The sequence below is a fragment of the Sphingomonas sp. FG14 genome, from assembly GCF_057809675.1.
On the sequence record NZ_JBMDKK010000005.1, the window covers coordinates 71,527 to 95,208 of the forward strand.

At 65.4% G+C, this 23,682-nt stretch carries 17 protein-coding genes; 11 read left to right on the forward strand and 6 right to left on the reverse strand.

Going from position 1 to position 23,682, the window contains the following annotated elements; all coding sequences use genetic code 11:
• Positions 1–57: 57 nt before the first annotated feature.
• The 11 genes from ACODTA_RS17110 to ACODTA_RS17160 all read left to right on the forward strand — a co-directional run bounded on the left by ACODTA_RS17110 (position 58) and on the right by ACODTA_RS17160 (position 16,940).
• Positions 58–1,743 carry an alpha/beta hydrolase-fold protein gene (locus tag ACODTA_RS17110; RefSeq protein WP_489067182.1) on the forward strand — a complete coding sequence of 562 codons (1,686 nt, stop codon included), beginning with the start codon at positions 58–60 and terminating at the stop codon, positions 1,741–1,743.
• An 11-nt stretch (positions 1,744–1,754) separates the two neighbouring features.
• Positions 1,755–2,477, forward strand: a complete 723-nt coding sequence (locus ACODTA_RS17115) for a hypothetical protein (protein ID WP_489067183.1) — start codon at positions 1,755–1,757, stop codon at positions 2,475–2,477.
• A 141-nt stretch (positions 2,478–2,618) separates the two neighbouring features.
• Positions 2,619–3,209: an RNA polymerase sigma factor gene (locus tag ACODTA_RS17120; RefSeq protein ID WP_489067184.1), complete on the forward strand. Its 591-nt coding sequence runs from the start codon at positions 2,619–2,621 to the stop codon at positions 3,207–3,209.
• The gene (locus ACODTA_RS17125; RefSeq protein WP_489067185.1) at positions 3,181–4,152 is read left to right on the forward strand and encodes a FecR family protein; all 972 of its coding nucleotides are present in this window, start codon (positions 3,181–3,183) and stop codon (positions 4,150–4,152) included. The genes ACODTA_RS17120 and ACODTA_RS17125 overlap by 29 nt, the downstream gene beginning before the upstream one ends.
• Before the next feature lie 80 nt (positions 4,153–4,232).
• Complete coding sequence (locus ACODTA_RS17130) at positions 4,233–7,481, forward strand: TonB-dependent receptor domain-containing protein (RefSeq protein WP_489067186.1); 3,249 nt, start codon at positions 4,233–4,235, stop codon at positions 7,479–7,481.
• A gap of 60 nt (positions 7,482–7,541) precedes the next feature.
• Positions 7,542–9,479 carry a S9 family peptidase gene (locus ACODTA_RS17135; protein ID WP_489067187.1) on the forward strand — a complete coding sequence of 646 codons (1,938 nt, stop codon included), beginning with the start codon at positions 7,542–7,544 and terminating at the stop codon, positions 9,477–9,479.
• 214 nt (positions 9,480–9,693) lie between these two features.
• Entirely contained in the window at positions 9,694–11,499 is a 1,806-nt protein-coding gene (locus ACODTA_RS17140; RefSeq protein ID WP_489067188.1) for a DUF885 domain-containing protein, read from the forward strand.
• On the forward strand, positions 11,496–13,313 hold the full coding sequence (locus ACODTA_RS17145) for a DUF885 domain-containing protein (RefSeq protein ID WP_489067189.1): 1,818 nt from the start codon (positions 11,496–11,498) through the stop codon (positions 13,311–13,313). Before ACODTA_RS17140 ends, ACODTA_RS17145 begins: the two co-directional genes overlap by 4 nt.
• Positions 13,310–14,602 carry a metal-dependent hydrolase family protein gene (locus tag ACODTA_RS17150; protein WP_489067190.1) on the forward strand — a complete coding sequence of 431 codons (1,293 nt, stop codon included), beginning with the start codon at positions 13,310–13,312 and terminating at the stop codon, positions 14,600–14,602. The genes ACODTA_RS17145 and ACODTA_RS17150 overlap by 4 nt, the downstream gene beginning before the upstream one ends.
• Before the next feature lie 8 nt (positions 14,603–14,610).
• Positions 14,611–15,834: a gluzincin family metallopeptidase gene (locus ACODTA_RS17155; RefSeq protein WP_489067191.1), complete on the forward strand. Its 1,224-nt coding sequence runs from the start codon at positions 14,611–14,613 to the stop codon at positions 15,832–15,834.
• Positions 15,831–16,940 carry a dipeptidase gene (locus ACODTA_RS17160; protein ID WP_489067192.1) on the forward strand — a complete coding sequence of 370 codons (1,110 nt, stop codon included), beginning with the start codon at positions 15,831–15,833 and terminating at the stop codon, positions 16,938–16,940. The genes ACODTA_RS17155 and ACODTA_RS17160 overlap by 4 nt, the downstream gene beginning before the upstream one ends.
• 31 nt (positions 16,941–16,971) lie before the next feature.
• Here the strand turns inward: ACODTA_RS17160 and ACODTA_RS17165 are convergent, their stop codons facing one another.
• Genes ACODTA_RS17165 through ACODTA_RS17190 form a run of 6 tightly spaced genes read right to left on the reverse strand, consistent with a single transcriptional unit; the run spans position 16,972 to position 23,586 of the window.
• Positions 16,972–18,171 (reverse strand): MalY/PatB family protein, encoded by a 1,200-nt coding sequence (locus ACODTA_RS17165; protein ID WP_489067193.1) that lies wholly within the window; start codon positions 18,169–18,171, stop codon positions 16,972–16,974.
• The gene (locus tag ACODTA_RS17170; protein WP_489067194.1) at positions 18,171–18,989 is read right to left on the reverse strand and encodes an ABC transporter permease; all 819 of its coding nucleotides are present in this window, start codon (positions 18,987–18,989) and stop codon (positions 18,171–18,173) included. The genes ACODTA_RS17165 and ACODTA_RS17170 overlap by 1 nt, the downstream gene beginning before the upstream one ends.
• Positions 18,986–20,197, reverse strand: coding sequence for an ABC transporter permease (locus ACODTA_RS17175; RefSeq protein ID WP_489067195.1), 1,212 nt, complete (start codon positions 20,195–20,197; stop codon positions 18,986–18,988). Before ACODTA_RS17175 ends, ACODTA_RS17170 begins: the two co-directional genes overlap by 4 nt.
• Before the next feature lie 4 nt (positions 20,198–20,201).
• Positions 20,202–21,263: an ABC transporter substrate-binding protein gene (locus ACODTA_RS17180; RefSeq protein ID WP_489067196.1), complete on the reverse strand. Its 1,062-nt coding sequence runs from the start codon at positions 21,261–21,263 to the stop codon at positions 20,202–20,204.
• Positions 21,260–22,381: an ABC transporter ATP-binding protein gene (locus ACODTA_RS17185; protein ID WP_489067197.1), complete on the reverse strand. Its 1,122-nt coding sequence runs from the start codon at positions 22,379–22,381 to the stop codon at positions 21,260–21,262. Before ACODTA_RS17185 ends, ACODTA_RS17180 begins: the two co-directional genes overlap by 4 nt.
• Positions 22,381–23,586, reverse strand: a complete 1,206-nt coding sequence (locus ACODTA_RS17190) for an aminotransferase-like domain-containing protein (RefSeq protein ID WP_489067198.1) — start codon at positions 23,584–23,586, stop codon at positions 22,381–22,383. The genes ACODTA_RS17185 and ACODTA_RS17190 overlap by 1 nt, the downstream gene beginning before the upstream one ends.
• Between the last annotated feature and the right edge of the window lie 96 nt (positions 23,587–23,682).

Genomic DNA, 23,682 nt, shown 5'->3' on the forward strand with positions numbered 1-23,682 from the left:
AATGGCGGATTGCCCGCGCCCGTGCATCATCCCGGTATGGGATTGGGTCGAGGGGGCATGTCCGTGCAGCTAAGCTGGATCGCGAAGAAAATCGTATTTGGCCTGGGGGCGTTGCTGGCGCTTGCCGTGGCGCTGCCCGCATATGCGCAGCTTCGTTTCGAAGTGACCTTGCCGGCGGACGCCGCCAAGGGCCCGGTCACCGGCCGCCTGATCGTCGTCACCGCGCGCGGCGACACGCCCGAGCCGCGGCTCGCCATCGGCATGAACGGGCCGCCGGCCTTCGGTGTCGATGTCGAAGGGCTGAAGCCCGGCGAAACCCGGATCGTCGATGCCAAGGCCGATGGCTTTCCCTTCGATCTCTCCAAGCTGCCGGCGGGCGATTACAGCGTCCAGGCGCTGCTGATCCTCTATACCCAGGCCAAAAGGTCGGATGGCCACACCATCTGGGTTCCGCTGCCCAAGCAACGCGTCATCGCGTTCCAGGCGCCGGGCAATCCCTATAGCAAGGTGACGAAGCTGCGGCTCGATCCGGCGTCCGCGACGGTCGTGCCGCTGTCACTGACCGAGAAAATGGGGCCGGTGCCCGAAGAGCCCGACACCCCCTGGATCAAGCGCGTCAGCATCAAGAGCAAGATCCTGTCCGATTTCTGGGGCGTGCCGATGACGATCGGCGCCGAGGTGCTGCTGCCCAAGGGTTGGGCGGAAAATCCCAAGGCGCGCTACCCGGCGATCTACACGTTCGGCCATTTCGGTGGCCCGTTCAATTTCAACGACGATCCCAAGAGCGACAGCGATCGCGCGCGCGCCGCCGCGGCGGATGCCAATGTCAAAACGGGCTATCAGTTCGCGCAGGAATGGATGGGGGCGAAATTCCCGCGCATGGTTGGCATCGCGCTGGTCTCGCCCGGACCCTATTTCATCGAGAGCTATGCGCTCAACTCGGCCAATAACGGGCCATGGGGCGATGCGATCACCAAGGAGCTGATGCCCTATCTGGAAAAGACCTTCCACCTGATCGACCAGCCCTATGGCCGGATCGTCGAGGGCGCCTCGACCGGCGGCTGGGAAGCGCTGGCGATGCAGCTCCATTATCCCGACCTGATCGGCGGTGCCTGGGTGTTCAATCCCGATCCGATCGATTTCAGCCGCTATCAGCTGACCGACGTCTACAAGGAAGACAATATGTTCACGCTGCGCGTGAACGAATGGACCGCGCCCGAAAAGCCGTTCCGCCGCAGCCGCGAGGGGCATCCGCTGTTCCCGCTGCGCAGCCTCGCCGCGCTGGAAGGCATGTTGGGTTCCAAGGGCCGCTCCTATTACCAGCTCGACATCTGGCAGGCGACGCACGGGCCGGTGGGTGCGGACGGCTATCCCGTGCTGCTGTTCGACAAGAAGACCGGCGCTATCAACAAGGACGTCGTCAAATATATGCGCGAGCATGGCTACGACCTGTCGGCCTATGTCCGCGACAATTGGCCGGTGCTCGGCCCCAAGCTGAGCGGCAAGCTCAATTTCTTCGCTGGCGAGATGGACGATTTCTATCTCAACCTCGCGGTCTATCGTTTCCAGGACATGATCGCCGAGGTTGCGGGCAAGGATTATCCGATCCGCTTCGAATATGGCCGGCCGAAAAAGGGTCATAACTGGCACCACACCGACTGGGCCGGCGTCGTCCGAGAAGTCGCCGACCATGTCCGCAAGACCGCGCCCGCCGGCGCTTCGGTCGCCGACTGGAATTATTGAGGAGGATGGCGATGGGACCAAAGGGCAAAAGGCTGGCGCTGATCGGCGCGGCTTTCCTGGCCGGGGCGATGATCCCCGCCGCCTGGGTGATGGCCGATGGCGGGCCGGCCAAGACGAGTTTCGACGAGATCAGCGTGAAACGGATCAACATCGTCGAGCCTGACGGCAAATACCGCCTCGTCCTCGCCAATTCCGAACGCTTCCCGGGCCTGTTCATGGAAGGCAAGGAGTATAAGCATCACAGCCGCACGGGCGGCGGCATGCTGTTCTTCAACGATGAGGGCGATGAAGTCGGCGGTCTCAGCTATGGCAGCAACACCGTGGGCGGCAAGCGCGCCGCCAGCGGCAGCCTGATGTTCGATCAGTATAAGCAGGATCAGACTGTCGGCATCCAGTATAGTGAGGGCAACGGCCGCCGCGCGGCGGGCCTTCGCGTCTGGGATCGGCCGGACTGGTCGATCAAGCCTCTGATGGAGATGAGCGACGCCGCCGCGCGCGCGACCACCGATGCCGAGAAGCAGAAGATCCGGGGCGAGATGCAGGCCTTCGCCATGTCGAAGGGCGGCATGGGTCAGGAACGCCTGTTTGCCGGCAAGACGCAGGAGGATGCGATCGTCCGGCTGGCGGACAAGAACGGGAAGCCCCGGTTGCTGCTCAAGGTAGGTGCGGACGGCGCACCGAGCATCGAGTTCCTCGACGAGAGCGGCAAGGTGGTGAAGCGTATTACCCAATAAAGCCCGCCGTCCATCGATCGGAAATTGTGCCGGGGCCGCGCCTCCGGCCGTTTTCGTTTCTCGATATATCACCTAACTAAATGATTTATTTCAGTAATTTTTCAAATTGATGTCATTTTCCCTTGACGCCAAGCGCAATCGATGATGCCATTGCGCGCGATGGATCATCAGGCCCGACTCCGCTGGTTTGCGCGCGAAGTGCTTCCGCATGAGTCCGACATGCGCAAATGGCTTGCCGGGCGCATTCGGGGGCTGACCTCGTGCGACCTCGATGAGGTCGTCCAGGAAGCCTATGCACGGATCTGGTCGGCGGATATCGACGCGATCGGCAATGCCCGCGCCTATCTGTTCGTGACCGCCCGCCATATCGTCGGCGAACAGATCCGTCGCTCGCGGATCGTGGCGATCGAACTCGTGGCGGATTTGGAAACGCTGAACATCATAGATGATGAGGTCGGCGCGCATCGCCGGTTGAGCGGGCAGGAGGAAGTGGCGCGGCTCCATGCGATCCTCGCCGAGCTTCCGCCGAAATGCCGCCAGGCGTTCCAGCTCAAGAAATTCGAGGAATTGTCGCAGCGGCAGATCGCCGAACGGATGGGGATAGCGGAAAGCACGGTCGAGAAACATCTTGCCAAGGCGCTCCGCCTGGTATCGGAAGAAATGAAGAAGACGCCGGCGTCCGGCGCAAAGGATAGAAGGTCTGGTGAGCGCAGGTTCTGGAAATGGGGCTGATATCGACGCTCAGGCCGCAGCCTGGGCGATCCGGTCCGCAGAGCGCCCGCTAGATTCGTCCGAGAGCCAGGCGCTGGAAGCCTGGCTGGAGGAGCCCCGTCATCTTGGCGCCTATGTGCGCGCCCAGGCGCTCTGGCTCGATATCGATCGTGTCGCCTCGCTCGACAGCGGTTCGCGGATCGAGGCGCCCGCCATCGAGGAAAAACCGCGCCGCTGGCCGCGCTATGCGATGGCGGCCTCGGTTGCGATGGCGCTGATGGGCGGTGGCGTCGCCTATGACCAGCTTGCCGGACGTGTCTCGACCGGCAAGGGCGAGGTGCGCGAAATCGCGCTCGACGACGGATCGACCGTGGTGCTCAACGGCGATTCCGCGATCCAGGTCCGATATGAGAATGACGTTCGCCGGATCGTGCTGCGGCGCGGCGCCGCTTATTTCAAGGTGGCGCACAACAAGGCGCGGCCCTTCATCGTCGATGCCAACGGGCTGGCGGTCCGCGCCGTCGGCACCGAATTCGCGGTCGGCCTGGAGAACAAGGACGTCGAGGTTACGGTCGAGCAGGGTGTGGTCGCGGTTGCCGGCGTACCCGGCACCGCCGCGCCGCGCTATTTGAAGCGCAACGAGCAGTTCGTCGCGGCCGAGACCGGCCCGCGCAAGGCAGTGCTCGATTCGGCGGATGTCGAACGGATGACCGCATGGCGCCGTGGGCTGCTCGTCTTCCAGGGGCAGCCGCTGGGCAAGGCCGCCGCCGACGTCAATCGCCATTCGGACCTCCGCGTCGTCATCGACGATCCGACCCTGGCGCGCGCTGAATTCATGGGTGTGTTCAAGATCGGCGACGCCAGGGGGTTCGCGACCGCCGCCGGCCGGGCCTTCAATGCCGACGTGGTCCAGAGCGGGCAGGAGTTGCGGCTGGTTCGCCAGCAAAATTCGCCGTCTCACTGATGGACTAGCGGATTTCATCGCACCGTCACTCTTCTGCAATGGAGGCGATTGGTTCGCACTTCGGGGCGGGGAGAAACGCGATGAATTGGGGGCAATCAGTTCGGTTCGGCAAGCGGGCGATGCTGCTCGGCGGTGCGGCCGCATTGCTTTGGGCGGCGCCCGCGGCGGCACAGGACAAGCAGCGCTACAATCTGCCTGCGGGCGATGCGAGCACTGCGGTGCAGCGGCTCGCGGTTCAGTCTGGGCTGCAGATCATGGCGCCCAACGACGATCTTTCGGGCATTACCACCAATCCCGTCGAGGGCAGCTACACGCCTGTCGAGGCCTTGCGCCGGATGCTGGCCAATAAGGGGCTGACGGTCAGCGTGTCCAGCGAAGGCACGGTCGTCATCCGCAAGGCCAACGCCGGAGATGCGCCGCAGGACAGTGCGAGTTCGGGCGGCGAAATCGTCGTGACCGGGTCGCGCATCGAGCGCACCGGCTTCGATACGCTCCAGGCGGCCTCGACCACCGACGCGGCCGAGATCGCGCGCCGCGGTTATACCAATGTTCTCGAGGCGTTGCAGGATACGCCCGGCTTTGCGCCGGCCGACAACAGCCAGATTGGCACCACACAAGGCAATCTGGGTGTGGCGCAGAGTTTCGCCGACTTTTTCGGCCTCGGCTCGCAGCGCACGCTGACGCTGGTCAATGGCCGGCGCTTCGTTTCGTCAAACACGGTTTCGGGCACCGGGAGCACGGTAAGCCCGGGGTCGCAGGTCGATCTCAATCTCATCCCCGTCGGGCTGATCGAGCGGGTCGAGACCGTCGCGATCGGCGGCGCGCCGGTATATGGCACCGACGCGATCGCCGGGACGGTCAACGTGATCCTCAAGGAGGATTATCACGGCCTCGAATTGACCGGTCAGACCAGCATCAGCGATCGCGGCGATGCCGCCAATCAGTCGGTGCGCGCGCTGTTCGGGCGAAACTTCATGGAAGGCCGTGGCAATATCGTGCTCGGCGCCGAATATGTGCGACAGGAAGGCATGCTGCTCAGCGGCCGTTTCCCACGGTACGCCCTGGCGGCATCCGGCAATACCAATCCCAATGACGGCATAGCATCGCAGCTGGTTGTCGATCGGCGTTTGGCCATCCTGAGCGAAGGCGGGCTGCCCTTCCGCCCAGGCACCTTGACCAATATCACCCAGAATGGCGTGCCGATGCAGTTCGCCCCGAACGGAGATCTGGTGCCGCTCAATCTTGGTGCGCGCTATCTTGGCGATCAGGGCGCATATCGCGATGGCGGCGATGGCGTGAATCCTGCCGATCATGCGCTCCTGCTGTCGCCCAATCATCGCATCCTGCTCAATGCGATCGGCAATTTCGACATTACGGACGGGATCAACTTCTTCTTCGAGGGATCCTACGCCCATACCAGCGGCACGAAGCTCAGCGACCTGTTCCAATATGCTTCGGGTGGTTTGGGTGGTCCGCTGCTGACCTTCAGCGTCGATAACCCTTTCCTGTCGAAGCAGGCGCGCGACATTCTGGTCGCCAATGGCCTGACCACCTTCCGTCTCGATCGCAATCTCAACGATATCGCAGACAGTCGGCCGGCGAAGACCGAACTCGATGTTTATCGCATCGTCGCCGGCTTCAAGGGTGATTTCAATGTTGCCGGAGAGAAGTGGAATTGGGACCTCGCCTATAATTACGGGCGCAGCCGCAATTCGTCCGAGTTCAACCAGATCAACCGGACGCGCTTCCTGCAGGCGATCGACGTTGTCGGCACGCCGGGCAACGTCACCTGCCGTGTCGGCGGCAACTGCATCCCACTGAATCTGTTCGGCCAGGGCGCCTTCACTCCCGAGGCGGCGGCTGCCGTCATCGATCAGGGCGTCGGGATCAGCGTCAACGAACTCGAGGCCTTCACGGCGAATATCGGTGGCAAGCTGCCGTTCGGCATCGCCGAACCGATCGCGTTCAGCATCGGTTACGAGCATCGTCGCGAGGCCGGTTATTTTGCGGGCAACGACATCATCAATGGTGGCCTTACGCTCTTGGGCGGCGCACTGGGCTTCCCTGATGCACCCAAGGCCAGCTTCAACACCGATGAGGTCTATGGCGAAACGATCGTTCCGTTGATCGATGACGAAATGGGCGTGCCGCTGATTCGGTCGGCCCAGTTCGAAGGTGCGGTCCGCTATGTCGATCACTCGTCTGCGGGCGGTGATATCACCTGGTCGGCTGGCGGACGGCTGGAGCCGCGTTTGGGCGGGGTACTTGAAGGGATCACGCTACGGGGCGTCTATACCCGTGCGATCCGTTCACCATCGCTCGTCGAGCTCTTCCTGAACTCGACGCCGACCGCACGGGCCGCCAACGATCTCTGTGAGCGAACCCGGATCGATACTGGTCCCAATCCAGCCGCTCGTCGCGCGAACTGTACGGCGGCGCTCGCGGCCGTGGGCGTGACGAATGTGGCGACCTTCGATCCAACGACGAACGGTGCGTCGCCGTTCGGCACGGTTGGCGGAAATCCAAATCTGGGCAACGAAAAGGCAAATAGCTGGTCGCTCGGTGTCGTCTATCAGCCGCCTGCGATCCCTGGGCTACGCTTCTCGATGGACTATAGCAGCGTCAAGCTTCGCGGTGCGATCTCGCGCTTCACGCTGCTGACCGCTCAGTCGGCCTGTTACGACAGCACCAACTATCCCAACGAAGGTGGCTGCCAGGCCTTCAGTCGTTTGACCGCGGCACAGGCTGCGGCGCAGAGCGCGGCGACGGGCCGAGCCCGCGTCGCCGGCGATATCGCCGACAATTATCTCGAATCCTATTTCAACAGCGCGGTGACCGATTTCGAGGGCATCCTCGGCGAGCTCCAATATACGATGGAGGTCCCGAACATCGCGTCGTCGTCGGGCGAGGCCGGTCAGCTCCGCTTCGGCATCAAGGCCTTCCACGTGGCGAAATACACGTCGCAGACCTCCGGTGCCGCGCCGGTTCTGGATTCGGCGGGAGAGGTGGGGACGCCGTCCTGGAGGCTCAATGGCCGGATCGGATATGCGTTCGATCCCTTCGATCTCGACGTGCAGGTGATGTGGACCGACAAGGTGAAGGCGAGCAATACGCTGACGATCGAAGATATCCCGATCCTCAACGTGCCGGCCTATACGATGGTCAATACCTCGCTCGGCTTCAGGGTCGCCGAGAATTTCCGCCTGCAGTTCAGCGTGCGGAACCTGTTCGACAAGAAGGTGCCTTACGAGGCGATCGTGCTCGGGCAGTTCGGCGCCTATGATCCGATCGGCCGGACCTTCCAGGCACGTGCGTCCGTCAATTTCTAGGGGCATTGCCGGGCGGTACTCCCATGCCGCCCGGCTACCCATGTCGACGTTGGGGGGATGATGCGGATATCCTTTTTGCCGGCCCTTGCGGGTTTTCTTGCCGTTTTCGTCCCCGCCGTCGCGGGGGCGAAGGAGTATACGATCGAACAGCTCATGGCCGGCGATTCGATCGGCGGGATCTCCTGGTCGCCCGACGATTCAAAGCTGATCTTCACCAGCAACCGCACCGGCATCGCCAACATCTACGTCATGCCGGCGACTGGCGGTGCGGCGACGCCGCTCACCAATTCCGTCAAGGAAACGGTGAACGCGATCGGCTATTTCCCGAACGACGAGCGCATCCTGTTCTCAAGCGACCAGGGCGGCAACGAACTGGCGCATATCTATGTCCGCGAACGCGACGGCACCACGCGTGACGTGACGCCGGGTGCGAAGCATGTCGCGCGCTTCGTCGAATGGGCGCAGGACGGAAAATCCTTTTTCGTCCAGACCAACGAACGCGATCCGCGCTTCTTCGATCTCTACGAGATCCAGGCCGATGGTTACGCCAAGGCGCGGCTGTTCGAGAACGACAAGGCCTATCAGGTGCGCGCGGTCAGCGCCGATCGCCGCTATGTCGGGCTCAGCCGCATCGTCGATAACGCGACCAAGCATTGCTATGTCTATGACCGCACGGCGGCGAAGCTGATCCAGCTCACCGCCGAGGGCAAGCCGGTGGCCTGCGAGCCGCAGAGCTTCGCGCCCACCGGATCGGAGCTGTTCTACACCACCGACGATGGCGGCGAGTTCGCCTTCCTCGTCCGGCAGGACGTGGCGACGGGCAAGCGCGTTACCGTGTTAAAGCCCGATTGGGACGTATCGGGCGCCGGCTTCTCGCGTGACGGGCGCACGCTCGTCGTCTCGGTCAACCAGGATGCGCGGTCGCGGCCCTGGCTGCTCGATGCGAAAAGCTTCAAGCCGCTGGCCTTCACGAATCCGATGCCCGAGGCGAGCGTCGGGCTGTTGCTCGCCAATCGCGCGAAGAAGGCGGTGCTGCGTGCGTCCAACGGCGCGACGCCGGGCGACGTGCTGCTGCTCGATCTGGCGACGGGCAAGCGCACCCCGCTGCTCAGCGCGCTCTCGCCCGAGGTCTCGCCAGAGGATCTGGTGCCCGGCAAGGTCGTGCGCTTCAAATCCTATGATGGCGTCTCGGTGCCCGGCATCCTCTATGTGCCGAACGGCGCGAAGGCGGGCGACAGGCTGCCTGCGGTGATCCATGTCCATGGCGGGCCGGGTGACGAGAGCGCGATCGGCTATCGCCCGCTCGTCCAGTATCTCGTCAATCACGGCTATGTCGTGTTCGAGATCAACAATCGCGGCAGCAGCGGATCGGGCCGCACCTTCTACCATCTCGACGATCGCCGTCACGGCGACGCCGATCTCGACGATGTCGTCGCGGCCAAGGCGATGCTCGCCGAAACCGCGTTCGTCGATCCGGCCAAGGTCGCGATCCAGGGGCAGAGCTATGGCGGCTATATGACGCTGGCGGGCCTCGCTTTCCGTCCCGACGCGTTCGCGGCCGGCGTCGATATCTACGGCGTGTCGAACTGGCCCAGGCTGCTCGCCAACACGCCGAGCTGGTGGGAGGATCTTCGCCGCCTGCTCTTCACCGAGGTCGGCGATCCGGAGAAGGACGCGGAGTATCTGAAGAAGATCTCGCCGGTCTTCCATGCCGCGAACATCCGCAAGCCGCTGCTTGTGCTCCAGGGCCAGAACGATCCGCGCGTGTTGCCCGTCGAATCCGAGGACATCGTCGCCAAGGTCAAGGCGAACGGCGTGCCTGTCGACTATGTCGTCTTTCCCGACGAAGGCCATGGCTTCCGCAAGAAGGCCAACCAGATCGTCGCCTATCGCACGATCAAGGCGTTCCTCGACACATATGTGAAGGGCGCGCCGGCCACCGCCATGGCCGATGCCGAACCGGTTTCACCGATCGGCGACTTCCCGATCGGCCGGTGAGCGTGGCTAGGTTCACGATTTCACCCTCCTCCCCCCGTTTGCTTCGAGCAGCGTCGAGCCCTTCGACTGCCTGCCAAGGCAGGCGCTCAGGATCAACTTCTCCGCATTGCGGAGAAGTCGAGACGCGCCCGTCGAGAAGCGCTGCGCCCGGCAACTTCTCGACTGCGGTTCTCGACAAGCTCGAACCTGCGCTCGAAGTAAACGGAGGGGGCGCATGACCCTCAACCGCCGCGACTTCCTCATGGCCGGCGCCGCACTGGCCGCAACACCTGCATGGGCCACCACCGGCGCGACCGAAACCGATCGCCTCAACGCCTTTTTCGAGGGCGTCTTCCAGCGCAATCTTGCGCGGGATCCCGGTGCGCAGTCGGGCATGGGCGTGAAGGCGGGGCAGGATCGCTGGCCCGATATCGGCGCCGCGCGCGCGGCGGCGGACGTGGCGCAGTTGCGGCAGGATCTTGCTATGCTCCGCCGCTTCGATCGCGACGCGCTGACGCAAGAGGGCGCGCTCAGCCACCGGCTCTTCGAATATGATGCCGAGGAGACGATCGAGCGCCATCGCTGGCGGACCAATCGCTATCCGGTCTGCCAGATGCGCGGGCCGCAGCGCTCGATCCCGCAAACGCTGATCAACAATCATCCGATCACCGATCTCGCCGATGCCGAGGCTTATGTCGCGCGGCTGCACAATGTGAAGCCGTTCCTCGAACAGGTGGTGACGGAGCTTGAGGCGCAGGCGGCAGCCGGGGTGCGCCCGCCCGCTTTTTCCTATCCGCTCGTGATCGGCAATTGCGTCAAGCTGATCACCGGGCGCCCGTTCCAGATGGACGGGGCGGACAGCCCGATCCTCGCCGATTTCAAGGCGAAGATCGCCAGGCTTGCGATCGCCGATGCCGTGAAGGCGAAACTGACCGCCTCCGCCGAAGCGGGGCTGAAGCAGGGGTTCGAACCCGGCTTCCGCCGCCTGATCGCGCATCTGGAGGATGGCCGGCGCACCGTCGCCTATAATGACGGCGTCTGGCGCCTGCCCGATGGCGACGCCTATTATGCCGCCGCGCTGCGCTGGGAAACCACGCTGCCGATCGCGCCGGCGGAGGTGCACAGGATCGGGCTGGAGGAAACCGCGCGGCTGCATAGCGAGATGCGCGCATTGATGAAGCGCACCGGCTTCTCCGGAACGCTTCCGCAATTCTTCGCGCACGTCCAGACCGACGATCGCTTCTATTATCCCGAAACGGCGGAGGGCAAGGCCGCCTATCTCGACGCGATGCGCGCCAAGATCGCGGGGGTGACGGCGCGGCTGGGCGAACTGACCAGCCATGTTCCAAGCGCCGACGTTCTGGTGAAGCCGGTCGAGCCCTGGCTGGAGGCGTCGGCGGGCACCGCCGGCTATTTCGCGCCATCGGCCGACGGATCGCGTCCGGGCATCCTCTACGTCAACACGCGGAAGATGCGGAACCTGCCGATCTTCGAACTGTCGGCGCTCTCCTATCATGAGGGCGTGCCCGGTCATCATCTCGAAAAGGCGGTCACCCAGGCACTGACCGGCCTGCCCAAGTTCCGCACCTTCAACGGCTATACCGCCTTCAGCGAGGGCTGGGCGCTGTTCGCCGAACAGCTTCCGCTCGAAATGGGGCTCTACAGCGATCCGTGGCAGGAATTCGGCCGGCTCTCGATGGAGCTGATGCGCGCCGGCCGGCTGGTCACCGACACTGGCGTCCATGCCCTGCGCTGGAGCCGCGAGAAAGCGGTGGCCTGGCTCGACGAGAACACGCCCTCCGGCCATGACGACAATGTCACCGCGATCCAGCGCTACATCGTCACGCCCGGTCAGGCCTGCGCCTATGAGATGGGCAAGCTCCGGCTCGTCGCCTTGCGCGATCGTGCGCGCGCGGCGCTGGGTGGAGGCTTCGACATCCGCCGCTTCAACGATGTCGTGCTGGGCAGCGGCGCGCTGCCGCTGCCCATGCTGGAGGAGAATGTGGATCGATGGATCGCTCGCAAGGGGCAGGCGGCATGATCAGTCGTCGCCGGTTCGGCGCGTCGGCCGCGCTGCTGTTCGGTACGCTCGCCTTGCCGCCGCTCTTCGCCGCCGAAACCGACGAGGACGCCAGGCTCGACGCGTTCTTCGAGGGCGTCTTCCAGCGCGGCCTCGATCGCAGTCCGACGCGCCAGTCGGCGCTCGGCATCCGCCGCGACCAGGATAAATGGGACGATATCGGCGAAGCGCGCGCACTCGAAAGCCATGAACTGCTCAAGCGGGATCTGGCCGCGCTGCGCAGCTTCGACGTCGGGAAGCTCTCGCCCCAGGCGCGGCTGAGCTATCGCATGTTCGAGCGTTCCGCCGAACGCGGCATCGCCGATTTCCGCTGGCGCGACCATGATTATGCGATGACGCAGATGGGCGGCCTGCACACGCGCGTGCCGGGCACGCTCACCAACAGCCATCCGATCGCCACCCGCGCGGATGCCGACGCCTATATCGCGCGTGTCGCCGGCGTGGGGCCGTTGATGGCGCAGGCGATCGCCGCGCTCGCCCGGCAGGAGGCGAAGGGGATCCGCCCGCCGCGCTTCGTCTATGCGCAGGTGATCGGTCCGTGCGAGAATATGCTGAAGGGCGCACCCTTCGATACGGACGCCGCCGACAGCCCGATCCTCGCCGATTTCAGGGCGAAGGTGGGCAAGGCCGATTTCACCGATGCCGAGCGCGCCGACCTGCTCGCGCGCGCCACCACAGCGCTTCAGGGCGGTTTCGCGACCGGCTATCGCGCGCTGATCGCACATCTGCGCGCGGCGGAGGCCCAGGCCGACACTGTCGACGGCATCTGGAAGCTGCCCGATGGCCAGGCCTATTACGAGGCGCAGCTCGAATCCTACACGACGCTGCCGCTCAAGGCCGCCGACGTCCACAATCTCGGCCTGCGCGAAGTGGCGCGCATCCATGGCGAGATGCGCGGCATCATGAAGCATGTCGCCTTTACCGGAAGCCTGCAGGATTTCTTCGCCTTCGTGCGCAGCGATCCGCAATTCTACCATCCCGACACCGATGCCGGCCGCGCCGCGTATGTGGCGGAGGCGGAGGCGCTGCTCGCCGAGATCCGCGCACGGCAGAGCGAGCTGTTCGGCATACTGCCCAAGGCGGAGGTCGTCGTCCGTCCGACCGAGACATGGCGCGAGAAATCCGCGCCCAAGGCGCAATATCGCAATCCGCCGCAGGACGGATCGTCGCCGGGCATCTTCTATATCAACTTGGCCGATATGAAGGCGCAGCCGCGTTATCAGCTCGCCGCGACGCTCTATCATGAGGCGATCCCGGGCCATCATGTTGAAACCTGTATCGCGCACGAGATGACGGGGCTGCCCAAGTTCCGTCGTTTCGCGAGCATCGCCGCGTTCAGCGAGGGATGGGGCCTCTATTCGGAACGGCTGCCCAAGGAGATGGGGCTCTATGCCGATCCCTATTCCGATTTTGGCCGGCTCTCGCTCGAACTGATGCGCGCCTGCCGGCTGGTGGTCGATACCGGCATCCATCACCTCAAATGGTCGCGCGAACGGGCCACTGCCTATTTCGACGAAAACATGCCGTCGAGCCACTATGACAATCAGCGCGAGATCGACCGCTACATCGTCATTCCCGGCCAGGCGACATCCTATTATGTCGGCATGCAGACGTTCCTCGAACTGAGGAGCCGGGCGAAGGCGAAGCTCGGTCCGGCGTTCGACCTGCGCGCCTTTCACGACGTCGCGCTCGGCGCCGGGCCGCTGCCGCTGCCGATCTTGGACGAGCAGATTGCCGCCTGGATCGCGGGCGGCGGGAAGGGCCTGAACCGATGAAAAGACCATGGTTGATGCTTGGCGCGGCGCTGACGATCGCGGCGCTGGGCTGGAGCGCTGCGGCGCAGGAGGCGCCGGCAACCTATATCCATGCGGGGAAGCTGCTCGCCGATCCGGCAAGCGGCCGCGTGCTCGAACGCCAGACCATCGTCGTGCGCGACGGCAAGGTGGCGGAGATCCGGCCCGGTTTCGTCGGCGAGGGCGATGTCGTCGATCTCGCTGACAGCTTCGTGCTGCCCGGCCTGATCGACAGCCATGTCCATATCTGTCACGAAAACGGCCCCAACGACAAATTGCGCCGCACCGTGCAGACCACCGCCGATCTCGCGATCGACGGCGCACGCTATGCGCGGATCACGCTCGATGCCGGCTTCACCACCGTCGCCGATCTGGGTGAGGAGAATGACGCGATCTTCGCGCTGCGCGACGGCATCGCCGCGGGCAAGGTGCCGGGGCCGCGCATCGTCGCCGCCGGCAATGCGCTGAGCCCACATGGCGGCGCCGGCGATCCGGCGGGCTACCGGCCCGATGTCGGCCATCTCGTCCGCCGGCCCAGCCTGTGTTCGGGCGGTGACGATTGCCGGCGGGTGACGCGCGAGACCATCCATCGCGGCGCCGATCTCATCAAGATCGTCGCGACCGGATCGGTGCTGGCGGACCAGGCGTCGGGCCTCGGCCAGCAATTCGCCGATGACGAGATCAAGGCGATCGTCGACGCCGCGCACGCGCTCGGCCGCCGCGTCACCGCGCATGCGCATAATGCCGCCGCGATGAACGCCTTTCTGCGTGCGGGCGGCGATTCGATCGAACATGGCACCAATCTCGATGCGGAGACGGTGAAGCTGTTCAAGGCGAACAATGCCTGGCTGGTCCCGACCCTGCTCGCCGGCGACACGGTGACGCGCTGGGGCAATGATCCGCAGAGCTTCCTGTCCCCCGCCGTTCGCGCCAAGGCGCTGGAGGTTGGGCCGCTCATGATCCAGTCGGCCGCCTTCGCGCATAAGCACGGCGTGCGCATCGCCTTCGGCACCGACGCCAGCGTCAGCAAGCATGGCGAGAATGCGCGCGAATTCTCGCTGCTCGTCCGCGCCGGGCTGACGCCGCTGGAGGCGATCCGCGCCGCGACCGTCAACGCCGCCGATCATCTGGGGCTGCTTTCGACGATCGGCTCGCTCGCGCCGGGCAAGGCGGCGGACATCGTCGCGGTGCGCGGCGATCCGCTCAGCGACGTCACCACACTCCAGCATGTCGGCTTCGTGATGAAGGGCGGCACGATCTACAAGAAATAGGGGGAAAGATGCGTATCGTCTCGGGCCTGGTTCTGGGCCTTCTGTCCGTGGCGAGCGCGCATGCCGCCCCGCCGCATTATCGCGTGAATGCGGATTTCGATCCGCAGGGCAATCTGAAGGCCGATGTCACGGTCACCCTGACCGAGGCGACGAGCGAAAAGGCGTTCCTGCTCTCGCGCCGTTTCGCGCTGGAGCCGATGAAGCTGCCGCATGGCGTGACGGTGACGACCGAACCGGCGGAAAAGCCCGTCGAGGAGCTGACGCGCTACACCTTCCATTTCGCGAAGCCGACGGCGGCCCCCGTCAAGCTGCGCTTCCGTTATGCCGGGCAGATTAACACCAAGCATGACAGCAATGCCGCCGCCTTGCGGCCGGAGGGGTTCGAGCTGTTCATCGATCATATGTGGATCCCGATCGGCGCGGATATCCAGACGCGTTTCACCGTGGATGCCGATATCAGGGGGCTGGCCCCCGATCTCGTCGTCGTGGCGCAGGGCGATGTGAAACGAACCAGGACGGGCGTCCGCATCCATCGCGACTTCATCGATATCGATCTGCCGATGGTCGCGATGCAGGGATTGCAGCGCGCTGAGGCGCATGGCGTTGAATTTTTCGGACGCGACCTGTCGACGCGGCTCTCGGGCTTCTACGTCAAGCACGCCGAGGGCGCGGCGCGCTATTTCGAGGCGATGTTCGGCCCGCTGCCGCGCAAGGTGCGGATGGCGCAGGTCTGGCGCAAGAGCGGCCTCGGCTATGCCCGCACCGCCTATACCGTGCTCTCCGAAGGCGGGCGATCGGGCGAGGACGTGCCGGAGGTCAATCCGGCGCGCTATGTCGCGCATGAGGTCGGCCATGCCTGGTGGATGCTCGCCAGCCCGCTCAGCGAGGATTTCTGGCTGGTCGAATCCGCCGCCGAATATATGTCGATGCGCTATGTCGAGGCGACGTTCGGGGCTGAGGAACTGGCGAAGAACATCGCGTCGAAGGTGGATGGCAGCAAGGATGCCGGGCCGGTGATGGGCCATGGCCGCCCCAATCGCATCCAGCTCTACGGCAAGGGTCCGCTGATCCTGTGGGAGCTCGACAAGAGGATCGGCCGGTCGGCGATGGACCGGCTGATGATCGCGATGGCGCGCGAGCCCGTCCACACCACCCCGATCTTCCTGAAGCATCTGACCGCGATCGCTGGCGCCGACCAGGCGAAATGGTTCGAAACGGCGATGCGGACATGAGCGTCAGCCGCCGGACGGTGCTTGCCGGTGCGGCTGCACTGGCATTTGCCGGCCGGGCCGATGCCCAGACCTTCGGAGCCGAACGCTACGCCCGCGCGATGGTGATCGACGGGCTCGGTTCGCTCGGCAATCTCGATCCCAGATTGCCGGGCATCCAGGCGCAGCTCGCCGCGTTCCGCGCCTCCGGTCTCACCGCGATCAACCAGACGGTGGGGGCCGGCGGCGGCGCGCCCGGCCGCTTCGAGGAGACGTTGCGCCGTATCACCCGCTATGCGCGCTTCGTCTCCGCCTTTCCCGATCACCTGCTCCAGGTGCGCAGCGCCGCCGATCTCAAGCTGGCGCAACAGAGCGGCCGGCTGGGCGTGATTTTCGGTTTCCAGGACAGCGTTCCGCTCGAAACCGAGATCGGCCGGCTCGACCTGTTCGACCTGCTCGGCGTGCGCATCGTCCAGCTCACCTATAATGTCCGCAATCTCGTCGGTGATGGTTGTCTGGAGCCCGCCAATGCCGGGCTCAGCGCCTATGGCCGCGATGTCGTCGCGGCGCTCAACACGCGGCGGATATTGGTCGACGCCAGCCATGCCGGCGCCCGCACCATCGCCGACGCCATCGCCGCGTCGACGGCACCGATCGCGATCAGCCATACCGGCTGCCGCGCGCTGGTCGACGTGCCGCGCAACACATCGGATGCCGAATTGCGGGTGCTGGCTGACAAGGGCGGTGTCGCGGGCATTTATTTCATGCCGTTCCTGCGCGAACAGGGCCAGGCGCGCGCCGAGGATGTCATCCGCCATATCGAGCATGTCGTGAAGGTGGCGGGGGAGGACCATGTCTCGCTCGGCACCGATGGCGGCATCCGCGCGGCGCCGACCGGGGCGGAGGCGCTGGCGGCGCAGAAGCGCTTCTACGATGAGCGCAAGGCCATGGGCGTCGCGGCACCGGGCGAGGCGCCCGATGTGCTCAATCTTGTGCCGGAGTATAACGAGCCCAGCCGCTTCCTGCGCCTCGCCGACGATCTCGCGGCGCGCGGCTGGCCGGCGCGACGGATTGAGAAGCTGCTGGGAGGCAATTTCGCAAGGCTTTGCGCGGATGTGTGGGGCGGTTGATTGACAATCCCCCTCCCGCTTGCGGGAGGGGCTAGGGGAGGGCCCGTTTGGGCTTGGTGCTGCCTTCGACAGGCCCACCCCCGACCCCTCCCGTAAACGGGAGGGGAGTAAGGGCGCTGCCCATCCGGCTCACAATCTCCTCCAATATTTTCGCCGAAGTCGCGAAATTGAGCCGCACATGCCCCTCACCCGGCGCCCCGAAATCCGGCCCCGCCGACAGCGCGACCTTCGCCCGCTCCAGAAAATACCCTGCCGGATCCTCGATCCCGAGCGCCCGGCAGTCCAGCCACGCCAGATAACCCGCCTCGGGCGCAACATAGCCGATCGCCGGGCAATGCTCCGCCAGCAACGCCGCAAGCTGGTCGCGCCGCGCCTGGAGGTGGTCGACACAGGCAATCAGCCATTCCTCCCCGGCGTCGCTCCATGCTGCCAGCGCGGCGCGGACGCCTGGCGCCGAAAACGCGTTCCAGCGCGTCGACGGCAATGATTTGAGCTTTGCGAGCAAATCGCCGCGCGCCACGCAGACCGCGGTGCGCAGCCCGGCGACGTTGAACGCCTTGCTCGGTGCGTTGAGCGTCACCGTGCGCTCGTGCGTGATCGTCGCGAACGGGATATGGCGATGCGGCCTGTAGGTCAGGTCGGCATGCACCTCGTCGGAAATCACGACCACGTCGTGCTTGCGCGCCAGCTCGGCGATGCCGGTCAGTTCCAGCGCGGTGAAGCAGTGGCCGCTTGGATTGTGCGGATGGCAGAACAGCATCATCCGCACGTTTTCCCGGCTCATCAGCGCATCGAGTTCGTCCAGGTCGATGTGGCCGTCGGCCAGCTCATGCTCGATCAGCCGCCGGCCCGCGGTCCGCACCGAACCCAGCAGCGGCGGATAGGCGGGTGTCTGGACGATGATCGCGTCGCCCGGTGCGCTCAGCGCCTCGATGCAATTGGCGATCCCGCCGACGACGTCGGGCATCAGCAGCACGTCTTCGGGCCGAACCCGCCAGTCCCAGCGCCGCTCTGCCCAGCGCGCGAAGGCCGCCGGCACGCCGTTGGTCGCCATTGTCAGCCCATAGCCGAAATCGCCCAGCCGCAGCGCCTCGGACAATGTCTCCACGATCGCCGGCGCCGGCATCAGGTCCATGTCCGCGATCCAGGCGGGGATCACGTCGTCGGGATAGCTGCGCCATTTGCGGCCGGCGCGGCGGCGCAGCTCGGTCTCGGATGGGATCTCGATCATCACCGGCCCGGGCGCAGTCGGTCGGCGCGGCGGCGCAGCAGTTCGGCGGTGCCGAGCAGGCTGGTGGACGCGATCACCAGCAGGGTCGCGGCGGCGGTGATGGCGGGGCTGATCTGCTCGCGCACGCCTTCGAACATCTGGATGGGCAGAGTGCGCTGATCGGGCCCGGCGATGAACAGGGCGACAACCGTCTCGTCGAATGACGTCATGAAGGCGAAGACCGCGCCCGCCGCGATGCCCGGCGCGATCAGCGGCGCCAGCACGCGCAGCACCACGATATGCGGCCGGGCGCCCAGGCTGGCGGCGGCGCGCACCAGCTCGAAATCGAAACCCTGCAGCGATGCGTGGACGACGATCACGACGAAGGGCAGGGCAAGCACGGTGTGCGCGACGACCAGGCCCGCAAAGCCGTTCACCAGCCCGAGCGGCGCGAACAGGAAATAAAAGGCGATGGCGACCACCACCACCGGCACCACCATCGGTGCCGAGAGCAGGGCGACGATCAGCGGCTTGGCGCGCGAGCGCATGTTGACGAGGCCGATCGCGGCCAGCGTACCCAGCGGGGTGGCGATCAGTGTCGTTGCGGTGGCGACCGACAGGCTGTTGCCGAAGGCGCGCATCCATTGCGGCGACTCCCACAGAGCCCGGTACCAGCGCAGCGAGAGGCCATGTTCTGGAAAGACCAGGAACGCGCTGGGGTTGAGCGACAACGGCACCACCGCCAGGATCGGCAGCACCAGAAAGGCGAAGACCAGGCTGCAATAGCCGATCAGCGCGAAACGGCCCCAGCCGCGCTGTGCGATGCCGTGCCCGCTCATGCCGGCACCGTCCGCGCCATCGTCCGCCCGGCAAAGACCATCAGCAGCAGCGGGATCAGCAGCAACAGGCTGAGCGCGGCGGCCATGCCCCAGTTGAGCGACTGGTTGGTGTAGAAGGCGATCGATCCGCTGATCATCTGGTCCGCGCCGCCGCCGACCAAAGCGGGCGTGATGTAATAGCCCAGCGACAATGTGAAGACGATGATCGCGCCCGCCGCCACGCCCGGCATGGTCTGCGGCAGATAGACCTTGAGGAAAGCGGTGAGCGGCGTCGCGCCCAGCGAGCTGGCGGCGCGCATCGCCGATGGCTCGATCCCCTTCATCACGCCGTAGAGCGGCAGGATGAAGAAGGGGAGCAGCACATGCGTCATCGCGATATAGACGCCCAGCCGGTTGTAGATCAGCTGCAGCGGGGCATCGATCAGCCCGACCTGTTCGAGCAGCCCGTTCACCACGCCGTTGGTCTGCAGCAGCACCACCCAGGCGGTGGTGCGCACCAGCGCGGAGGTCCAGAAGGGCAGCAGCACCAGGATGAGCAGCGGATTGGCGCGGCGTTCGGGCAGCGAGGCGAGCAGATAGGCGACGGGATAGCCCAGCATCGTGCAGAGCAGGGCGACGACTAGGCTGATCTTGAAGGTGCGCAGGAAGATATCGACGAACACCGCCTGTTCGCGTGCGACCGCCGAGATAACGCCGTCCGCATCGATCCGCCGGTCGAGCGAGGCGAGCAGATAATAGCTGGTCAGCGGCCCCGCCGCGTGGCGCATCGCCGACCAATAGGTCCTGTTCGCCCAGCGTGGGTCGATGCGCACCAGATCGGCAAGCGAATTGCCGGGGGCGCCCGCCGCCAGACGATCGGCGGTCGCGTAAAGCAGTGTCCGCGATCCGACGACGTCGTAATTGAGGCGGTTGGCGACGCGATTGAGCGTGCCCGCCTGCCGCGCCACCAGCATCTCGGTGGCGACGGTCCGCGCCAGCGCATCGTCGGGCAGGCCTTCGCCATTCCATTCTGCAAGCGCTTCGGCGCTTTGCGGCCAGCTATCGGCGAGCTCGTGATCGGTCACCGCGCGCGACAGCATCATCAGCACCGGCACGATGAAGCTTGCCAGCAGGAACAGCAGCAAGGGCGCGATCAGGGCGAAGGTCCACCAGCGGCGTGGCGCAGGCTTCTGCAACGATCCGGGTTGCGCGGATATCGATGGGGTCATGGTTTCAGCGCGCGACCCAGGCGTTGAAGCGCTGGGTCAACTGATCGCCATATTCCACCCAGAAATCGCCATCGAGCGCAAGCGCGTCGGTCATGTTGGCGGGATCGGACGGAGTGTCGCGCTTGTAGCGCGGATCGATCCTTTTTCCTGCCTCCACGCTGGTCAGGCCGGTGGGAATGAAGGTGGGCAGGCGCATCTGGTTTTCCGGACGCGTCATGTAGCGCAGCAGTTCGTTCGCCTCGGCCTTGCGCGGGCTGTTGCTCAGGATCACCCAATAATCGACGGCATAGATGTTGCCGTGCCAGCTCACCTTGAAATTGCGCTTCTCGGTCTGGTTGGCGACGATCAGCCGGCCCGGACTCGTCACCGACATCGCGACCTCGCCCGATCCGATCAGGTCGGGCACCTGCGAGATCGAGGACCACCAGACGATATTGGGCTTGAGTTCGTCGAGCTTGCGGAATGCGCGATCGACGCCCGCCGCCGTGCGCAATGTGGGATAGACCTGGGCGGGTGGCACGCCATCGGCGAGCAGCGCGAATTCGAGCGAATATTTGGGCGTCTTGCGCATGCCGCGCTTGCCGGGAAAGCGCTTCACGTCCCAGAAATCGGCCCAGTTCTGTGGTCCCGGCCCCTTGATGCGGTCGCCGTCATAGCCGATCAGGTACGACCACAGCATCGCGCCGACACCGCATTCATGGACGGCGGAGGGCACGAAGGCCTCGCGTCCGCCCAGCGCCGCCCAGTCGAGCGGCTGGAACAGCCCTTCCTCGCAGCCCAGGATCAGGTCCTCGGTCTCGACCTGGACGATGTCCCAGCTTGAATCGCCGCCGATCACCTTGGTCCGGATCACGCCGACGCCGCCATGCCAGGTGTCCTCGCGCAGCTTGATGCCGGTCGTCCTGGCGAAGGACGTCCAATAGGCGTTGCGGTGCGCGTCCTGCGACGATCCGCCCCAGCCGACGATGGTCAGCGGCCGTGTCGGCGCGTCCGATCCGCATGAGGAGAGCGCGATGGCCGTGGCCGTGAGGCCGAGCGTCGCGACCATGCGTGCCCATCGCTTCATTGCGCGTCCCCCAGCGGATCCTCTACCCAGTCGTCCGCCGGGAAGGCGAAGCAGCGATCCGCGCACCAGCCGATCGGCAATGCCTCGGCCGGCTCGATCCCCCGTCCGCGCGGTGCGCAGATGGTCAGCGTCGCCCCGCCCGGCAATGTCGCCCGGATGCGGCTATGATCGCCGTGATAGACGAGTTCATCGACGCGCGCATCCAGCCGGTTGCAATAGCTGCCGGTGCCGTTGTCCATGCCGACATGTTCGGGGCGGATGGTGGTGACGACGCGCGCGCCCGGCGCGATATTGCCGATCGCGGTCGCGCGGATCGCCTCGCCGCCGTCGAGCCGCACCTCGCAGACATCGCCGTCCCTTGCGGTGACGGTGCCGGCCAGCCCGTTATTCTCGCCGACGAACCCCGCGACAAAGGCATTGGCGGGATGTTCGTAGATCGATTGCGGCGATCCGATCTGCTGCACCGCGCCGTCGGCGAACACGACGATCCGGTCGGACAAGGTCAGCGCCTCGCTCTGGTCGTGCGTGACATAGACGATGGTCAGCCCCAGCGCGCGCTGGATGCGCTTGATCTCCGCCTGCAGCTTTTCGCGGAGCTGCCGGTCGAGCGCGCCCAGCGGTTCGTCCATCAGCACCAGATCGGGCTCGAAGATCAGCGCGCGCGCCAGTGCGACGCGCTGGCGCTGGCCGCCCGAGAGCGCGTCGAGCCGGCGATGGCCGAGCCCGTCGAGCCTGACCAGCGCCAGCGCCTCGTCGACGCGCCTGGCGATATCCTGGTTGCGCATGCCGCGCACGCTCAGCGGAAACGCCAGATTCTGCGAAACCGACATATGCGGAAACAGCGCGTAATTCTGGAAGACGACGCCCATGTTGCGCTTGTGCGGCGGCTGTTTCGCCAGCGAGTGGCCGTCGAGCATGATGTCGCCGGCGGTGGGCGTCTCGAAGCCGGCAAGCATCATCAGCGTGGTCGTCTTGCCCGATCCCGAAGGCCCGAGCAAAGTCAGGAATTCGCCCTTGGCGACCGTCAGATCCAGCCCCGCGACGGCCGGCCGCGTGCCGCCGCCATAGCGTTTCTCGACGCCGCGGAACTCGACCAGCGGCTGCGGGGCCGATGCCATCAGCCGGCGACCGACCGATAGGCGCCGGCAAGGCGGCGCACGCCTTCGTCGATCTGCTCGGGCGTCGCATAGCTGTAGGACAGGCGGATATGGTTCCTGGGCGCGCGCGTGTTGCCCGCGCCCGGCGTCGCGAAGAAGGTGCTGCCCGCGATCAGGTTGACCTTGGCCTCGGCGGCGAGTGCGGCGACCACATCGCCATCGACATGCGACGGCAGCGTCAGCCAGACATAATATCCGCCCTCCGGCACCGCGATCTCGGCGGCCGGGATTTCGCGGCGCACCGCCTCGACGATGCGGTCGCGGCGTTCGCGATAGACGGCCTGGACGCGCTCGATATGCGCGGCGAAGGCGGGCGAACGCCCGAATTCATAGATGATGCGCTGGACGAGCGGAGAGGATCCGCCATCGGATTTCAGCCGGATCAGCCGCGCGATGATCTCGGGATCGGCGGCGACCCAGCCGATGCGCAGGCCCGGCGCGACCAGCTTGGAAAAGGTGCCGACATGGAAGACGTTGCCGGTGCGGTCGAGCGCCTTCAATGACGGCACGGTCTCGCCTTCGAAACGGACGCGGCGATAGGGCGTGTCTTCGACCACGGCGATGCCGCGTGCCTCGGCCAGCGCGATCAGCGCCTGGCGTCGCTCCAGTGACATGGTGGCGCCGGTCGGATTATGGAAATCGGCGACATTGTAGATCAGCTTGGGCGCGGCCAGCCCTTCCTTCGCCCGCGCGTCGAGCAGCGTCTCCAGCGCGGCGACGTCGATACCATGCTTGTCCTGGCCGACCTCGATGAAATCGACGCCGAAGCTGCGGAAGATCGGGATCGCGGTGAAATAGGTCGGCGCGGTGACGACGACGGCGTCGCCTTCGTCGAGCAGCAGCCGGCAGATCAGTTCCAGCCCGTGCTTGGCGCCGTTGACGATCAGCAGATGATCGGGCGTCAGCGCGCAGCCATCCTCGTTCATCAGCTCTGACAGCCAGCCGCGCAGTTCGGGCTGGCCGTGCGTCGGCGAATATTGCAGCGTTTCCTCGCGGTGCGCGTTGAGCGCGGCGATCGCATAGTCGGTCAGGTCGGGCAGCAATTGCGGCGCCGCGAAACCCGAATCGAACGGGATCACATCGGCTTCGAGTTCCGATGGAAAATGCGGTGCCGGAAAGCTGGTCGGAAGATTGGCGGCGCGACGCGCCAGACGATGTACACTCACTATGGCCCAGCCCCTCATGATATCCGCAGGGATAAGCGGATCTCCCCTGCCCGAGACGATGGCCCGGCCGGGCAAATCCGCCACTCGCCCGTCGTA

What these genes read in the sequence shown, in the direction of transcription:
- ACODTA_RS17110 (WP_489067182.1), top strand. Translation starts at nt 58, where the DNA reads ATGTCCGTGCAGCTAAGCTGGATCGCGAAGAAAATCGTATTTGGCCTG.
- ACODTA_RS17115 (WP_489067183.1), top strand. Translation starts at nt 1,755, where the DNA reads ATGGGACCAAAGGGCAAAAGGCTGGCGCTGATCGGCGCGGCTTTCCTG.
- ACODTA_RS17120 (WP_489067184.1), top strand. Translation starts at nt 2,619, where the DNA reads ATGATGCCATTGCGCGCGATGGATCATCAGGCCCGACTCCGCTGGTTT.
- ACODTA_RS17130 (WP_489067186.1), top strand. Translation starts at nt 4,233, where the DNA reads ATGAATTGGGGGCAATCAGTTCGGTTCGGCAAGCGGGCGATGCTGCTC.
- ACODTA_RS17135 (WP_489067187.1), top strand. Translation starts at nt 7,542, where the DNA reads ATGCGGATATCCTTTTTGCCGGCCCTTGCGGGTTTTCTTGCCGTTTTC.
- ACODTA_RS17140 (WP_489067188.1), top strand. Translation starts at nt 9,694, where the DNA reads ATGACCCTCAACCGCCGCGACTTCCTCATGGCCGGCGCCGCACTGGCC.
- ACODTA_RS17145 (WP_489067189.1), top strand. Translation starts at nt 11,496, where the DNA reads ATGATCAGTCGTCGCCGGTTCGGCGCGTCGGCCGCGCTGCTGTTCGGT.
- ACODTA_RS17150 (WP_489067190.1), top strand. Translation starts at nt 13,310, where the DNA reads ATGAAAAGACCATGGTTGATGCTTGGCGCGGCGCTGACGATCGCGGCG.
- ACODTA_RS17155 (WP_489067191.1), top strand. Translation starts at nt 14,611, where the DNA reads ATGCGTATCGTCTCGGGCCTGGTTCTGGGCCTTCTGTCCGTGGCGAGC.
- ACODTA_RS17160 (WP_489067192.1), top strand. Translation starts at nt 15,831, where the DNA reads ATGAGCGTCAGCCGCCGGACGGTGCTTGCCGGTGCGGCTGCACTGGCA.
- ACODTA_RS17165 (WP_489067193.1), bottom strand. Translation starts at nt 18,171, where the DNA reads ATGATCGAGATCCCATCCGAGACCGAGCTGCGCCGCCGCGCCGGCCGC.
- ACODTA_RS17170 (WP_489067194.1), bottom strand. Translation starts at nt 18,989, where the DNA reads ATGAGCGGGCACGGCATCGCACAGCGCGGCTGGGGCCGTTTCGCGCTG.
- ACODTA_RS17175 (WP_489067195.1), bottom strand. Translation starts at nt 20,197, where the DNA reads ATGACCCCATCGATATCCGCGCAACCCGGATCGTTGCAGAAGCCTGCG.
- ACODTA_RS17180 (WP_489067196.1), bottom strand. Translation starts at nt 21,263, where the DNA reads ATGAAGCGATGGGCACGCATGGTCGCGACGCTCGGCCTCACGGCCACG.
- ACODTA_RS17185 (WP_489067197.1), bottom strand. Translation starts at nt 22,381, where the DNA reads ATGGCATCGGCCCCGCAGCCGCTGGTCGAGTTCCGCGGCGTCGAGAAA.